We start from the raw sequence: 15,313 nt of genomic DNA on the forward strand, positions 1-15,313 counted from the left end.
GCAAATTCCGCCAACTGCCTACAGACGGGGCGGGCCGCCCTGTTTCCACTCCTGATCGAGCAAGGCGAAAAACTCTTCGTTTGACTTCGTCCGGCGCAATTTGTTCAAAAACCGCTCGATAAAGTCGGGCGAATCGGCCATCGTTTTGCGGATCGCCCACAGCTTTTCCAAATGTTCTTTCGGGATGAGCAGCTCCTCTTTGCGCGTTCCCGAGCGGCGAATGTCAATCGCCGGAAAAATGCGGCGCTCGGCGAGCGAGCGGTCAAGATGGAGCTCCATGTTGCCGGTGCCTTTAAATTCCTCGTAAATGACGTCATCCATGCGCGACCCGGTGTCAATGAGGGCGGTCGCCAAAATCGTCAAGCTGCCGCCTTCTTCGATGTTGCGCGCCGCGCCGAAAAACCGCTTCGGGCGATGAAACGCCGCTGGGTCGATCCCTCCTGAGAGCGTGCGTCCGCTCGGCGGAATGACCAAGTTGTACGCCCGGGCGAGGCGGGTGATGCTGTCCATTAAAATGACGACGTCACGCTTATGCTCAACTAATCGCATCGCCCGTTCTAAGACAAGCTCGGCCACTTTAATATGGTTTTCCGGCACCTCATCAAACGTCGAGCTGACGACATCGCCTTGCACCGACCGCTCGATGTCGGTCACTTCTTCCGGCCGTTCGTCAATGAGCAAGACGATCAACTCGACATCCGGGTGGTTTGTGGTGATGCTGTTGGCAATTTCCTTCAGCAGCATCGTCTTGCCAGCTTTCGGCGGCGCGACGATCAACCCGCGCTGGCCAAAGCCGACGGGAGCGATCAAGTCGATGATGCGGGTCGACAGCTTGTCCGGCGTTGTCTCCAGCTTCATTTGCCGATTCGGGTAAAGCGGCGTCAACGCTGGAAAGTGAACGCGCTCCTTGGCGACTTCCGGGTCTTCGCCGTTGACCGCTTCGACATGAAGCAAGCCGAAGTAGCGTTCATTTTCTTTCGGCGGCCGCACTTTGCCGGATACTTTATCCCCGTTGCGCAAATCAAAACGGCGGATTTGGGAAGCGGAAATGTAAATGTCTTCCGAGCTCGGGGAATAGTTGATCGGGCGCAAAAAGCCGAATCCTTCCGACGGAATGATTTCGAGGATGCCTTCCATGAAAAAGAGGCCGTCTTGTTCGGCACGCGCTTTCAAAATCGCAAAAATAAGCTCCTTTTTCGTCAACTTGCTGTAGTATGAAATTTTGTATTGCTTGGCGAGCTCATACAGCTCCTTCAATTTCATGTTTTCTAGTGCTGCTAACGTTAATTCCATCTTGACACCACACTTTGCAAATTTTCCTATTCTCCCATCGTTCGTGTTCGGACGTATTGGTCATCAATTCGACAGGCGAAGGGATTCATTTCGAAGATGATGAAGGCTGAAATGAAATAAAGAAGTAGAATGGCAGAGCTTATTTTTGCATAAGCAACACGACTATTTTACCCTTTTTTCTTCTTTTTAATCAATATTTTTTTGTTTTTCCGAGCCAGGCGCGGCTCCGGCGCCCGGCCGGATGGTAGGATATCATTTGATGACTAAGTTCGGTTTTTTCTTCAAACTGTGCCGCCCTTCGATGAAGCGGACCGTGCCGGACTTGGCCCGCATGACGACGGAGTGGGTGAGGCCGTACGCCCCTTTCAGCCGCACGCCGCGCAACAGCTCGCCGTCGGTGACGCCGGTGGCGGCAAAAATCGCGTCGTCTCCTTTCACCAAATCGTCCATGCGCAGCACTTTGTTGACGTCAATGCCCATTTGTTTGCACCGCTCGACTTCATCGTCGTTTTGCGGCAGCAGCTTCCCTTGCAGTTCGCCGCCAAGGCATTTCAACGCGACCGCCGCGAGCACTCCTTCCGGCGCGCCGCCCGAGCCGAACAAAATGTCAACGCCGGTATGGTCAAACGCCGTGTTAATGGCGGCGGCGACATCGCCGTCATTGATGAGCTTAATGCGGGCGCCGGCTTCACGCAGCTCATGAATGAGACGCTCATGGCGCGGACGGTTGAGAACAACCGCGACGACGTCTTCAATATCTTTGTTTTTCGCCTTCGCCACCGCCTTTAAATTGTCGATGATCGGCGCCTCAATGTCAATCATCCCGACCGCTTCCGGCCCGACGGCGATTTTCTCCATGTACATGTCCGGCGCGTGAAGCAGATGGCCGTGGTCAGCGACAGCGACGACAGCCAAGGCGTTCCATCCCCCGGAAGCGACGATGTTCGTCCCTTCAAGCGGGTCGACAGCGACATCGACGCGTGGGCCATAGCCGTTGCCGAGCTTTTCCCCGATATACAGCATCGGCGCTTCGTCCATTTCCCCTTCGCCGATGACGACGGTGCCTTTCATCGGCACGGTGTCAAACACGTCGCGCATCGCCGACGTCGCGGCGTCATCAGCCTCATTCTTTTTCCCGCGCCCCATCCAGCGGGCGGCGGCAAGCGCCGCCGCTTCGGTGACGCGCACGAGTTCCATCGATAAGCTTCGTTCCATCGTCGTTCTCCCCTTCCCCTTTGTCGACTGGACGTTACGCGTTTTTCACTTGCTCGATTTCTTCATCGGTCATTTTTTCGCGCCAAATGGTGGCGCCGATGTCAGACAGTTTTTCGACGAGGTTGCTGTAGCCGCGGTCGATATGCTCGACGCCGGTGATCTCCGTCACTCCTTCAGCCATCAGCCCGGCAATGACAAGCGCCGCCCCGGCGCGCAAATCGCTCGCCTTCACTTTCGCCCCTTGCAGTTTGACGGGGCCGGTGACGATGGCTGAGCGGCCTTCGACTTTTACATTGGCGTTCATGCGCCGCAATTCATCGACATGCTTGAAGCGGGCGCTGTAAATCGTGTCGGTGACGACGCTTGTGCCGTTGGCTTTTGTCAGCAGCGCGGTAAACGGCTGCTGCAGATCAGTTGGGAAGCCCGGATAGACGAGCGTCTTGACGTCAACCGCTTTCAAAACGTCGGTGCCGCAGACGAGAATTTGATCTTCCCCCGTCTCCACGCGCACCCCCATTTCGCGCAATTTGGCCGTCAGCGATTCAACGTGCTGCGGGATGACGTTGTCGACGACGACTTCGCCATTGGTGGCCGCGGCGGCGATCATGTACGTCCCGGCTTCGATCCGATCCGGGATGATGGCATGGCGGCAGCCCGATAATTTTTCGACGCCGTCAATGCGGATCACATCGGTGCCGGCTCCTTTGATTTTCGCGCCCATATTCGAAAGCAATGTCGCTACATCGATGATTTCCGGCTCTTTCGCCGCATTTTCGATAATCGTCCGCCCTTTGGCGCGCACCGCCGCCAGCATGATGTTGATCGTCGCGCCGACGCTGACGACGTCCAAAAAAATGCGGGCTCCGCGCAGTTCCTCCGCGCGCAAGTAAATGGCGCCCTGCTCGTTCGTTACGGTGGCTCCTAGCGCCTCAAACCCTTTGATATGCTGGTCAATCGGGCGCGGACCGAGATGACATCCGCCCGGCAAGCCGACAACCGCTCTTTTGAAGCGGCCAAGCATCGCCCCCATCAAATAGTAGGAGGCGCGCAGCTTTTTCACCTTCCCATTTGGAAGCGGCATGGACACCATATTCGTTGGGTCGATGACCGCCTCTTTGCCGTCAAACGAAAACGAGCCGCCGATTTCTTCGATCAAGCTTCCTAAAATGTGCACGTCGGAAATGTCCGGCAACCCCTCGATCGTCACCGGCGAATCGGCCAAAATCGTTGCAGGAATCAAAGCGACCGCGCTGTTTTTCGCACCGCTCACTTTGATCGTTCCCCGCAGCCGATCTCCGCCGATAATTTTCATTTTATCCATCGTCGTCTCCCTTCTTTGCTCGGAAGTTGGCTTCACCCCTGGGACGAAAAAGCAAAGCCGGGCGGGCTCATCACGTCCGGCCTGAACGCGGCAGAGCGAGCCCGCTTCACCCAAGAGGCAAACGGCTTACTTTCATTTTTGCCGATTCCAGTCGGCGAGAAACTTCTCAATTCCTTGATCGGTCAGCGGATGGTTGAACAATTGCATAAGCACCTTGTACGGAACCGTGGCAATATGCGCCCCGCGCAACGCCGCTTCTGTCACATGGTGCGGATGGCGGATCGAAGCGGCGATGATTTCCGTTTCAATGCCATGAATGTTGAAAATCTCAGCGATGGTGGAAATGAGCTCTAAACCGTTATGGCCGATGTCATCGAGGCGGCCGAGGAACGGAGAGACGTACGTCGCGCCGGCGCGTGCGGCCAAGAGCGCCTGGTTGGCGGTGAACACAAGCGTCACATTCGTTTGAATCCCTTTTTCGCTGAACGCCTTGACTGCTTTTAAGCCTTCCGGCGTCATCGGCACTTTGATCGTAATGTTCGGGGCGATTTTCGCCAGCTCTTCGCCTTCCGCGATCATGCCAGCGGCGTCGGTCGAAATGACTTCAGCGCTCACCGAACCAGAAACGATCGATGTAATTTCGCGCAACCGATCATGGAACGATACGTTCTCCTTCGCCACGAGGCTTGGGTTGGTCGTGACGCCGGCCAAAATGCCGAGTTCATGGGCGTGTTTGATTTCTTCCAAGTTGGCAGTGTCGATAAAAAATTTCATGCTGAACCCTCCTTGTTATTCGTTGCACATGCAAAGGCAGCCGCGCGGCGGCCAAACGCCGCCCGCGAAGCCGATTCATCGCGCCGCTTTTCCGGACGAGCCAAACTCGCGCATTTTGCCGATGACCGTCGCTTTGATGGCGTCGCGGCCCGGGCCGATGATTTTGCGCGGATCATAGACGTTCGGGTCTTTCGCGAGCAGTTCGCGGACGACTTTGGTAAACGCCATTTGGTTTTCGGTATTGACGTTGATTTTCGATGTGCCAAGGGAGATCGCGCGTTGAATTTGTTCGGTCGGAATGCCGGTGCCGCCGTGGAGCACAAGCGGAACGCCGGTTAAATCGCGGATTTGCTCCATTTCGGCAAATCCGAGCTTCGGCTCTCCTTTGTACGGGCCGTGCACAGAACCGAGCGCCGGGGCGAGACAGTCGACGCCTGTCCGTTTGACAAGCTCTTCGCACTCTTTCGGGTCGGCGTAAATGATCCCTTCTCCGACGACGTCGTCTTCCTGCCCGCCGACGATGCCGAGCTCCGCTTCGACCGAAACGCCGCGCGCATGAGCATATTCAACGACTTGCGAGGTGATGCGGACGTTTTCTTCAAATGGATGGTGGGAGGCGTCAATCATAACCGAGGTGAACCCGGCGTCAATCGCCGCTTTGCATTTTTCAAAGCTCGATCCATGGTCGAGATGGATGGCGACCGGAACGGTGATGTTCATGTCTTCCATTAACCCTTTGACCATATTGACGACCGTTTTGAATCCGCTCATATAGCGGGCCGCCCCTTCGGAGACGCCGAGAATGACCGGCGATTTTTCCTCTTCGGCCGCCGCTAAAATGGCTTGTGTCCATTCCAAGTTGTTAATGTTAAATTGACCGACCGCGTATTTGCCGCGCAGCGCCTCGTTGAGCATCTCTTTCATCGATACTAACGGCATGGTTCCATCCTCCTTAGCTGATCGTCGTCTTTGTCGCCCTGGCGGTGACTGGGTCCACAGGCGCAAAATCCATCTACGTTATAAGCATACCAACTTGCCGGCAAAACGGCAACATTTCCACCCTTTATTCTCCTAAAGACGACAGCGTCATCAATGTCCATCGATGCGCTTTCTTTGCCAAAGGAAAGCCGCTCGTCGATGGCGCTGTCTAGGCGGTAATGTATTTTTTGACGGCAACGCGCAAATCGTCAATATCAAACGGCTTGGCAAAATGCATCAGCGCCCCGAGCTCTTTCGTTTCTTGAATCATATCGAGCTCCCCGTAGGCGGTCATGATGATCACCTTAATATCCGGATCAATCTCTTTCAACCGTTTTAAAATTTCAATGCCGTCCATGCCAGGAATTTTCATATCAAGAAGCACAAGATCGGGGTGATGTTTGCGGGCGATTTCGAGCGCCTGCATGCCGTTGGCGGCCTGATACGTTACATACCCCTCCCGCTGAAACACTTCGTTGAGCAAAATGCGAATGCCATACTGGTCGTCGACAATCAAAATTTTGTTTCCCACAGTTATGCACCTCTATTCCCTGTTTTCTCCCTATTAATGTTTCGCATTTGGCAAACCCTTTTCCTGCTTGCTTTTCTTGTTGTTTGCCGATTTTGTATAATAGCGGCGAAGGGAGGCCGAACCGTGAAAATTTTAACGACGCAAACGATCGGATTGTTGCAAAAAATCGCCGCGGATGAAGAGCTGGCGCTCGAAGACGGGGCGCGTCTGCTCGCTCAGGCCGCCATCGGTGATGGACGCATTTGGCTGTATGGCATAGGTGAACTCGATGCGGTCGTCACCGCCGCGCTTCTTGGCCCCGATCCGCTGCCGAAAGCCAAACGGCTTGAGCCGACAGCAACCGATGACTGGCAGGAAACGGACCGAGCGCTTCTATTTGCCCGCTTTTCCGCCGATCCTGAGGCCATTCGCCTCGTCGAACAGCTGCAGGCGCACGGCGTTGATGCAGTGGCCGTCGCGGCGCTCGTCAAGGATGAACCCGGACTGGCCGATATGGCCACCGTCTTTATCGACAGCAAACTTTCCCGCCCGCTCGTGCCGACCGAAGACGGCCGCCGCATCGGCATGCCGACGATCATCACCGCTTCATTCATCTACTACGGACTGCGCGTTTTGCTCGATGAAATTTTGGCGGAATATGAATAACAGCCGCCATGAAAGCGAGCGCTCTCCGACCGGCCAAAGGCAAAGAGGTATAGAAACCGCCCAAAAAACAGCGCCTGATCAATGGGCATCGTGCTTGACAAGATGAAAAATATCCAAAAAAGAAAGGGGGCTGAACCCAAAAGGCCGTTCTACGGCTTTTTTGGGACAGCCCCTTTTTCGTCACTCTTTCAGCGACGCTCTGACAAACTCGCGGAACAGCGGCTGCGGCCGCGTCGGGCGCGAGGTGAATTCCGGATGGAATTGCGCGGCGACGAACCACGGATGATCCTTGAGTTCGATCACTTCAACCAACCGTCCGTCCGGACTCGTGCCGGAAAAGACGAAGCCGTGCTCTTCCATGATCGGCCGGTATTGGTTGTTGAATTCGTACCGATGGCGATGGCGCTCGTAAATGACTTCATCGCCGTAGGCGGCGTAGGCAAGCGTCCCTTCCTGCAGCTTGCACGGATACAAGCCGAGGCGGAGCGTGCCGCCTAAATCTTCGACATCCTTCTGCTCCGGAAGCAAGTCGATGATCGGATGCGGCGTGTTCGGGTCAAACTCGGACGAATGGGCGCCGGACAACCCGACAACATGGCGAGCAAATTCAATCGAGGCGAGCTGCATTCCTAAGCAAATGCCCAAAAACGGCACGCGCTGCTCGCGGGCGTAGCGGATCGCCTCAATCTTCCCTTCGACCCCGCGGTCGCCGAACCCGCCCGGAACCAAAATGCCGTCCGCATCTTTCAACAGGTCGGCTACATTGTCACGCGTCACATGCTCAGCATTGATCCACTGAATATCAATGTCGGTGTCAAACGCATACCCCGCATGACGGAGCGCCTCAACAACAGAAATATAGGCGTCCGGAAGCTCGACGTATTTGCCAACCAAAGCGATTTTCGTCGTTTTCGATAAGTTGCGCACTTTCTCGACGAGCGCCTTCCATTCGGTCATATCCGCTTCGCGGCAGTTGAGGCGCAAATGTTCGCACACGATTTGGTCCAGTTTTTGTTCTTGAAGCATAAGCGGGACCGCATACAGCGTGTCGGCATCGCGCGCCTCGATGACCGCTTTCGGATCGATGTCGCAAAAGAGGGCGATTTTCTCTTTCATTTCCTGCGGCATCGGCATTTCCGTGCGCACGACGATGACGTTCGGCTGAATGCCGAGGCTGCGCAATTCTTTCACGCTGTGCTGCGTCGGCTTCGTTTTCATTTCCCCAGCCGCCTTGATGTACGGCACGAGCGTGCAGTGGATGTACATGACGTTTTCTCGTCCAACATCGCTTTTGATTTGGCGGATCGCTTCTAAAAACGGAAGCGATTCAATATCGCCGACCGTGCCGCCGATCTCCGTAATGACGACATCGGCGTTCGTCTCTCTTCCGGCCCGGAAGACGCGCTCTTTAATTTCGTTGGTAATGTGCGGAATGACTTGCACCGTGCCGCCTAGGTAATCGCCGCGGCGCTCTTTGCGGATGACGGCGGAATAAATTTTTCCTGTCGTCACGTTGCTGTATTTGTTTAAATTAATATCGATGAACCGTTCATAATGCCCTAAATCCAAATCCGTCTCTGCACCGTCGTCCGTGACGAACACCTCGCCGTGCTGATACGGGCTCATCGTCCCTGGGTCGACGTTAATGTACGGGTCAAACTTTTGGATCGTCACGTTCAACCCGCGGTTTTTCAACAAACGTCCAAGCGAAGCCGCCGTAATCCCTTTCCCGAGTGAGGAAACAACGCCGCCCGTCACAAAAATGTATTTCGTCATTTTGTCTTCCCCCTTGCCGAAATTGCGGTAACAGTTTCAGTGTTTGCGAAAGGCGCAAATAAAAAACGCTCCGCTTACCGTACGTAAGGGAGCGATCGATTTGTTCGTTTTCAAGAGCCCAACACACATTGTACCGGGTTCCCCTGGCAAAGTCAAGCGGTTATTCGTCTTCCTCCGGCTCTTCGAGATCAAGCTCTTCATCAAGCGGCGCATCGTCCAGCTCAAACTCTTCATCGCCGAGAATGTCATCGTCAAACGCGACGTCTTCGTCCAGATCGAATTCTTCATCTTCCAAGAGCTCGTCTTCATCAAGCTCGAGCTCTTCCCCATCATATTCATCCAAATCGTCGTAATCGAGATCTTCATCTTCAAGCAACTCATCGTATTCATCGTATTCATCGTCAAGCGCTTTTTTCTTCTTCTTCGGCTTGACGATCGTCACCGTTTCGTCTTCTGTCTGGTCAAACGGATACCATGCGCGCAATCCCCAGACGTTTTCCCCAACGCAAATAAACCGGCCGTCGATGTTTAAATCGGTGTAATATTGGGCCAGCCGCGCCTCCATCTCTTCTTCCGATATGCCGGCCAGCGCTGCTGCTTCACGAACGAGTTGATCAAACGGCAGCGCCTCCCGCTTGTCAAGCAAAATGAGGTTCGCCAGCTCGACGAACGACATCTCCTGCAATTCCTCCGGCGAGTATTGCTGCTGCAGGCTCAAGTTCAGCACTCCCCTTCTATATTAATGAAACAAATGAATGCAAGTGGAATACATACCATTCATTATAAACAAATTGTCGGGGTTTATGCTACCCATTTGCCGAAAAAAGCAAAGGAGGGCAGCCCTGCGGCGAGGGCGGCCCTCCTTCCGATTCCGACATATCCGTTGTCACAATCACCTTTGTTCACACCGCTCCACTTTTTCCTTACGAAGCCCATTCGTCTTGCTCTTTTGGCCCAATCCGCGTTCCGTTCGTTTCGCCTCCGGCGGGCCAGTACGCCAACAGCCGCTGCCCATCATTCTACCGATCTGCTAAAGTTCAACGGGCCGTTGTCCATTGTGATCAAGGGCGCCCATCGAAAGCAGAAAACAACGAAACTCCCTCGAATTACATATTCCGCCGGTATTGTCCGCCGACTTCGTACAAGGCGCGGGTGATTTGTCCAAGGCTGGCGACTTTCACCGTTTCCATCAATTCTTCGAAAATGTTGCCGCCGCTTGTCGCCACTTGCTTCAGCCGTTCGAGCGCCGGGCCGGCTTTGTCTTTGTTCCGCTCTTGGAATTCGCGCAAGTTGCGGATTTGCGTCTCTTTTTCTTCATACGTCGCCCGGGCGAGCTGGATGTTGTTCAGTTCGTCCTCTGACGGCGGATTCGGGTTCAAGAACGTGTTGACGCCGATGATCGGCAGTTCGCCGGTATGTTTTTTCGTTTCATAGTAAAGTGATTCGTCTTGAATTTTGCCGCGCTGGTATTGCATCTCCATCGCCCCGAGCACGCCGCCGCGGTCGTTGAGCCGTTCAAACTCTTGCAACACCGCTTCTTCAACCAAATCGGTCAGCTCTTCAATGATGAACGACCCTTGGAGCGGGTTTTCGTTTTTGGTCAGGCCAAACTCTTTCGTGATAATGAGTTGGATCGCCATCGCCCGACGGACCGACTCTTCGGTCGGTGTCGTGATCGCTTCGTCATAGGCATTCGTATGCAGCGAGTTGCAGTTGTCATAAATCGCCAGAAGCGCCTGCAGCGTCGTGCGGATGTCGTTGAAATCGATCTCCTGCGCGTGCAATGAACGGCCGGACGTTTGGATATGGTATTTCAGTTTCTGGCTCCGTTCGTTGGCGCCGTATTTTTCGCGCATGACGATCGCCCAAATGCGGCGGGCGACGCGGCCGATGACCGAATACTCCGGATCGAGGCCGTTGCTGAAGAAAAACGACAAGTTCGGCGCAAAATCGTCAATGTGCATGCCGCGGCTCAAGTAATACTCGACATACGTAAAGCCGTTCGCAAGCGTAAACGCCAGCTGCGTGATCGGGTTCGCCCCCGCCTCGGCGATATGGTAGCCGGAGATCGACACCGAGTAGTAGTTGCGGACGCGGTGCTTGATGAAATACTCTTGAATGTCGCCCATCATTTTTAAGGCGAAATCGGTCGAGAAAATGCACGTGTTTTGCCCTTGGTCTTCCTTCAAAATATCGGCTTGAACCGTGCCGCGCACCGTTTGCAGCGTCCATTCCTTCACTTGTTCGTACTCTTCCGGCGTGAGCGGGCGGCCAAGCTCGGCTTCCTTTTTCTCGACTTGCTGGTCAATCGCCGTATTCATAAACATCGCCAGCAAAATCGGAGCCGGACCGTTGATCGTCATCGACACGGATGTGAGCGGGTCGCACAAGTCAAACCCTTTGTACAGCTTTTTCATATCATCAAGTGTACAGACGCTGACACCGCTTTCCCCGACTTTGCCGAAAATGTCCGGCCGGTAGTCCGGGTCTTCGCCATAGAGCGTCACGGAGTCGAACGCGGTGCTGAGCCGCTTCGCCTTGTCTTCTTTGCACAAGTAATGGAAGCGGCGGTTCGTGCGCTCCGGCGTCCCTTCGCCGGCAAACTGCCGTTTCGGGTCTTCGCCTTGGCGCTTGAACGGGAAGACGCCGGCCGTATACGGGAACGAGCCAGGGACGTTTTCTTTATACACCCAGCGCAAAATCTCTCCGTAGTCTTTGAATTTCGGCAAGACGACTTTCGGAATGTCCAAACCGGACAACGTTTTCGTCGTCAGTTCGGTGACAATTTCTTTGTCTCGCACTTTCGTAACAAATTGTTTTGCCGCATATTTCGCTTTCGTTTCTTCCCATGTCGCCAAAATGCGCTTCGATTCCGGCGTCAATTTCGCCTCATAATCCGCTTTGAGCGTCTCGAGCGCGCGGATCACGTCTTCCGCTTCGCCCCGTTCCTTCGCCGCTTCGATGGCCCCTTCGATTTGGAACAGGCGTCTTGCCACTTCGACTTGCTGCTCGGCGCGGCGGTGGTACGAGCGGACCGTTTCCGCGATTTCACGCAAATAGTAGCGGCGCTCGTTCGGGATGATGACATTATGCTTTTCGACATTGGCGACCGTTTTTAAGCTTGTTTTCCAATTCGTTCCTGCTTTTTTATTGATCGTATCCACAAGCGCGACAAAGAGCGTATTCGTGCCTGGGTCGTTAAACTGGCTGGCGATCGTGCCGTACACCGGCATTTCCGAAACATCGCGGTCAAACAGCTGGTGGCTGCGCTGATATTGTTTTTGCACTTGCCGTTTTGCGTCTTCTGACCCTTTGCGCTCGAATTTATTAATGACAATCAAATCGGCATAATCGATCATGTCGATTTTCTCAAGCTGCGTCGGCGCGCCGAACTCGCTTGTCATGACGTACATCGACACGTCGCACACTTCGGTAATGGCGGCGTCGCCTTGGCCGATCCCGCTCGTTTCAATGATGACAAGATCAAATCCGGCCGCTTTGACAACCGAAATGGCGTCGCGAATCGCCGGCGACAGTTCCGTGCGGGAATGGCGCGTCGCCAAGCTTCTCATGTAAACGCGCGGCGAGTTGATCGAGTTCATCCGGATGCGGTCGCCCAACAGCGCCCCGCCCGTTTTTTGCTTCGTCGGGTCGACTGACAAGATCGCGATTTTGATATCAGGAATTTCGTTTAAAAAGCGGCGGACGAGCTCATCGGTGAGCGAGCTTTTCCCAGCTCCGCCTGTGCCGGTGATGCCGAGCACCGGCACGCGCTTCTCGAGCGCCTTCACTTGTTCAATGGCGGCTTCCGCCGCCGCGGCCGCCTCTCTGTTTTCCCCCTCGGCGCGATATTCGCACAGCGTGATGAGCCGGGCGATCGCCTGCACATCGCCGGACGGAAGCCGCTCCAGTTCATCGGTCACCGTCGTCACGGTCGGAAAATCGCACTCTTCAAGCATGACGTTGATCATCCCTTGCAAGCCGAGGCGTCGGCCGTCTTCCGGCGAGAAAATGCGGGCGATGCCATATTCGTGCAGCTCTTTGATTTCCCGCGGGATGATGACGCCGCCCCCGCCGCCGTAAATGCGGATATGGGACGCCCCCCGCTCTTGGAGCAGGTCGTACATATATTTAAAAAATTCCATATGCCCGCCTTGATACGAGGAGACGGCAATGCCTTGCACATCTTCCTGAATGGCGGCATTGACGATTTCCTCCACCGATCGGTTATGGCCTAAATGGATGACCTCGGCGCCGCTCGCCTGCAAAATGCGGCGCATAATGTTGATTGAGGCGTCATGGCCGTCAAACAAGCTCGATGCAGTCACAAAGCGGACGTGATGCTTCGGACGGTAAATGTGCGCCATCGTTTCTTCTCCCCCTTTTAGACTCGCTGTTTCTCCATAATCCCCTTTAATAAAAACTCGGTTTGCAGTTCGATATATTCATCGAGTGTATACATTTTCCGCAGCACCCAACGGCGGAACGCCCACATTTGCCCAAGAACGACGATGTTGTGGGCGAACAGGCGGATTTCGCTTTCAGAAAGCTGCAACGCCCCGCTCTCAACGCATGCGCGCAAAATATGTTCGAAAATCGCCGCCATATCGAGTTCTTTATTCAACACATACGGCAGCGATTCTTTGCTTAGCGCTTTCACTTCTTGATACATGACGAGCACTTCATCATCGAGTTCATCAACAACGCGGAAATAGTGGGCAATGGCGCGCCTTAACCCTTCGATCGTGCCATGGTGGGCACCGAGGTCTTGTTCCGTCCGCTCCCGCACTTCGTCGTAAATGCGGTCGCACACGAGATAGAGGACGTCTTCTTTCTTGCGGATGTACTCGTACAACGTGCCGATGCTGAAGCCGGACGCTTTGGCGATCTCCCTTGTCGTCGTTTGGTGGAAACCTTTTTGTTTAAACAAGGAAATCGCGCCTTTGATCATCTCATTGCGCCGTTTTTTCACGAGCTTTTCGTCTTTGACCGATGCAATCACTTCCCGTTTTTTCATGTTCGTTGTCTCTCCCCCATTCCCATTTGACGGCGGGGCGCCGCCCCGCCCCATGCCTATCCGTGCGCCCTTCCCCAAAGCGCCAAGCCGCCGTTCAGATCCAAAACCATTGAAATGACGCACAATGTTTCAATCGCGCGCCAACACGAATGAGTGGACGCGCAGTGTTTAATTGTGTGTCAACACGAATGAGTGGACACGCAATGTTTAATTGCGTGTCAACACGAATGAGTGGACACGCAATGTTTAATTGCGTGTCAACACGAATGAGTGGACACGCAATGTTTAATTGCGTGTCAACACGAATGAGTGGACACGCAATGTTTAATTGCGTGTCAACATGCGCGAAATGACAAGGCGTTGGATTTCTTGCGTTCCTTCGTAAATTTGCGTAATCTTCGCGTCGCGCATAAACCGCTCGACCGGGTAGTCCTTCGTGTAGCCGTTGCCGCCGAAAATTTGCACCGCCTCGACCGTCACTTTCATCGCCGTGTCGCCGGCAAACAGTTTCGCCATGGCGGATGCTTTGCCGTACGGCAAGCCATTCGACTCCAACCATGCCGCTTGATAGGTCAAGAGCCGCGCCGCTTCAATGGCAGTCGCCATGTCAGCGAGCTTGAAAGCGACCCCTTGCTGCTCGATGATCGGTTTGCCGAACTGGACGCGCTGTTTCGCATAGTCCACCGCCGCATCCAGCGCGCCCTGGGCAATGCCGACCGCTTGGGCGGCGATGCCGTTGCGGCCGCCATCGAGCGTCATCATGGCGATTTTAAACCCTTCTCCTTCTTGACCGAGCAAGTTTTCTTTCGGAATGCGGCAGTCTTCAAAAATGAGCTCCGTCGTCGGCGACGAACGAATGCCGAGTTTCTTTTCCTTTTTGCCGAACGAAAAGCCCGGCGTTCCTTTTTCCACGATAAAGGCGCTGATCCCTTTATGCCGCTTTTCCGGATCGGTGACGGCAAATACGACGTAAATTTCCGCTTCGCCGCCGTTGGTGATCCATACTTTCGAGCCGTTTAAAATGTAGTGGTCCCCGTCTTTTACCGCACGCGTTTTCATCGAGGCGACATCCGACCCCGCCCCCGGCTCGGACAGAGCGTATGCCCCCAGTTTTTCCCCAGTCGCTAAGGCGCGCAAATACTTTTGCTTTTGTTCTTCGTTGCCGAACTTGTAAATCGGCCAGCTGGCGAGCGATATATGCGCGGAAAGCGTCACCCCGGTCGAGGCGCAGACGCGCGACAGCTCCTCAACGGCAATGACATAGGCCAAATAATCGCTGCCAATGCCGCCGTATTCTTCCGGCCACGGAATGCCTGTTAAACCGAGTTCAGCCATTTTGTTGAAAATGCCGCGGTCAAACCGCTCTTCTTCGTCGCGCTCAGCGGCAGTCGGCGCTACCTCATTTTCGGCAAATTCGCGCACCATTTTTCGCAGCATTTCATGTTCTTCGCTCAATCGAAAGTTCATCGTTTCATTCCCCCGTTTTCCTATATATCCGAAATCCTCGTCCCCCGTGCCAGCGTGATCACCGTTTTCCAAAAACAGACAATGAATCGTTGTGCCGCGACGTTGCCATCCAGTTCGCCGCCCATTCCGGGTTTTCCAAAGACAGACAACGAATCGTTGTTGGGAAAAGAGAATAGGATCGCTCCGGCTGCACAACAAAACGCAGCAAATGACAGAGCCCCGTGTTTATGCCTCCATCCCTGAAAGCGGCGTTGTTCAGCCTTCCGAAGACCCGACGGTTTGCGGCTCATTCCAC

At 54.5% G+C, this 15,313-nt stretch carries 12 protein-coding genes; 1 reads left to right on the forward strand and 11 read right to left on the reverse strand.

Annotation, left to right across the window (positions count from 1 at the left end):
- Nucleotides 1-18: 18 nt before the first annotated feature.
- From rho to GT3570_RS16635, 6 genes are all read right to left on the reverse strand, one after another.
- On the reverse strand, nucleotides 19-1,293 hold the full coding sequence (rho, locus tag GT3570_RS16610) for a transcription termination factor Rho (RefSeq protein ID WP_011232849.1): 1,275 nt from the start codon (nucleotides 1,291-1,293) through the stop codon (nucleotides 19-21).
- A gap of 252 nt (nucleotides 1,294-1,545) precedes the next feature.
- On the reverse strand, nucleotides 1,546-2,508 hold the full coding sequence (gene glpX / locus GT3570_RS16615) for a class II fructose-bisphosphatase (RefSeq protein WP_011232850.1): 963 nt from the start codon (nucleotides 2,506-2,508) through the stop codon (nucleotides 1,546-1,548).
- Between the two features lie 34 nt (nucleotides 2,509-2,542).
- Complete coding sequence (locus GT3570_RS16620; RefSeq protein WP_023633292.1) at nucleotides 2,543-3,829, reverse strand: UDP-N-acetylglucosamine 1-carboxyvinyltransferase; 1,287 nt, start codon at nucleotides 3,827-3,829, stop codon at nucleotides 2,543-2,545.
- A gap of 132 nt (nucleotides 3,830-3,961) precedes the next feature.
- The gene (gene fsa / locus GT3570_RS16625) at nucleotides 3,962-4,603 is read right to left on the reverse strand and encodes a fructose-6-phosphate aldolase (RefSeq protein WP_011232852.1); all 642 of its coding nucleotides are present in this window, start codon (nucleotides 4,601-4,603) and stop codon (nucleotides 3,962-3,964) included.
- A gap of 75 nt (nucleotides 4,604-4,678) precedes the next feature.
- Complete coding sequence (locus GT3570_RS16630) at nucleotides 4,679-5,542, reverse strand: class II fructose-bisphosphate aldolase (RefSeq protein ID WP_011232853.1); 864 nt, start codon at nucleotides 5,540-5,542, stop codon at nucleotides 4,679-4,681.
- 208 nt (nucleotides 5,543-5,750) lie between these two features.
- The gene (locus tag GT3570_RS16635; protein WP_013146624.1) at nucleotides 5,751-6,113 is read right to left on the reverse strand and encodes a response regulator; all 363 of its coding nucleotides are present in this window, start codon (nucleotides 6,111-6,113) and stop codon (nucleotides 5,751-5,753) included.
- A 123-nt stretch (nucleotides 6,114-6,236) separates the two neighbouring features.
- Between GT3570_RS16635 and GT3570_RS16640 the strand changes: the two genes are divergently transcribed.
- Complete coding sequence (locus tag GT3570_RS16640) at nucleotides 6,237-6,758, forward strand: DUF2529 domain-containing protein (RefSeq protein WP_011232855.1); 522 nt, start codon at nucleotides 6,237-6,239, stop codon at nucleotides 6,756-6,758.
- Between the two features lie 180 nt (nucleotides 6,759-6,938).
- Here the strand turns inward: GT3570_RS16640 and GT3570_RS16645 are convergent, their stop codons facing one another.
- The 5 genes from GT3570_RS16645 to GT3570_RS16665 all read right to left on the reverse strand — a co-directional run bounded on the left by GT3570_RS16645 (nucleotide 6,939) and on the right by GT3570_RS16665 (nucleotide 15,018).
- Nucleotides 6,939-8,534: a CTP synthase gene (locus tag GT3570_RS16645; protein WP_011232856.1), complete on the reverse strand. Its 1,596-nt coding sequence runs from the start codon at nucleotides 8,532-8,534 to the stop codon at nucleotides 6,939-6,941.
- Nucleotides 8,535-8,694: 160 nt separating this feature from the next.
- Complete coding sequence (gene rpoE / locus GT3570_RS16650; protein ID WP_013146626.1) at nucleotides 8,695-9,252, reverse strand: DNA-directed RNA polymerase subunit delta; 558 nt, start codon at nucleotides 9,250-9,252, stop codon at nucleotides 8,695-8,697.
- 388 nt (nucleotides 9,253-9,640) lie between these two features.
- A complete protein-coding gene (icmF, locus tag GT3570_RS16655) occupies nucleotides 9,641-12,901 on the reverse strand; it encodes a fused isobutyryl-CoA mutase/GTPase IcmF (protein ID WP_014196968.1) in 3,261 nt (1,086 codons plus the stop codon).
- A gap of 17 nt (nucleotides 12,902-12,918) precedes the next feature.
- Nucleotides 12,919-13,551 carry a TetR/AcrR family transcriptional regulator gene (locus tag GT3570_RS16660; protein WP_011232859.1) on the reverse strand — a complete coding sequence of 211 codons (633 nt, stop codon included), beginning with the start codon at nucleotides 13,549-13,551 and terminating at the stop codon, nucleotides 12,919-12,921.
- A 324-nt stretch (nucleotides 13,552-13,875) separates the two neighbouring features.
- Nucleotides 13,876-15,018, reverse strand: a complete 1,143-nt coding sequence (locus tag GT3570_RS16665; RefSeq protein WP_011232860.1) for an acyl-CoA dehydrogenase — start codon at nucleotides 15,016-15,018, stop codon at nucleotides 13,876-13,878.
- Between the last annotated feature and the right edge of the window lie 295 nt (nucleotides 15,019-15,313).

Source organism: Geobacillus thermoleovorans, from assembly GCF_001610955.1.
Classification (GTDB): Bacteria; Bacillota; Bacilli; order Bacillales; family Anoxybacillaceae; genus Geobacillus; species Geobacillus thermoleovorans.

Excerpts from the sequence above, each read along its gene's own strand:
- fsa (WP_011232852.1), bottom strand. The coding sequence starts at position 4,603 with ATGAAATTTTTTATCGACACTGCCAACTTGGAAGAAATCAAACACGCC.
- GT3570_RS16645 (WP_011232856.1), bottom strand. The coding sequence starts at position 8,534 with ATGACGAAATACATTTTTGTGACGGGCGGCGTTGTTTCCTCACTCGGG.
- GT3570_RS16665 (WP_011232860.1), bottom strand. The coding sequence starts at position 15,018 with ATGAACTTTCGATTGAGCGAAGAACATGAAATGCTGCGAAAAATGGTG.
- GT3570_RS16660 (WP_011232859.1), bottom strand. The coding sequence starts at position 13,551 with ATGAAAAAACGGGAAGTGATTGCATCGGTCAAAGACGAAAAGCTCGTG.
- rho (WP_011232849.1), bottom strand. The coding sequence starts at position 1,293 with ATGGAATTAACGTTAGCAGCACTAGAAAACATGAAATTGAAGGAGCTG.
- GT3570_RS16630 (WP_011232853.1), bottom strand. The coding sequence starts at position 5,542 with ATGCCGTTAGTATCGATGAAAGAGATGCTCAACGAGGCGCTGCGCGGC.
- GT3570_RS16620 (WP_023633292.1), bottom strand. The coding sequence starts at position 3,829 with ATGGATAAAATGAAAATTATCGGCGGAGATCGGCTGCGGGGAACGATC.
- glpX (WP_011232850.1), bottom strand. The coding sequence starts at position 2,508 with ATGGAACGAAGCTTATCGATGGAACTCGTGCGCGTCACCGAAGCGGCG.
- icmF (WP_014196968.1), bottom strand. The coding sequence starts at position 12,901 with ATGGCGCACATTTACCGTCCGAAGCATCACGTCCGCTTTGTGACTGCA.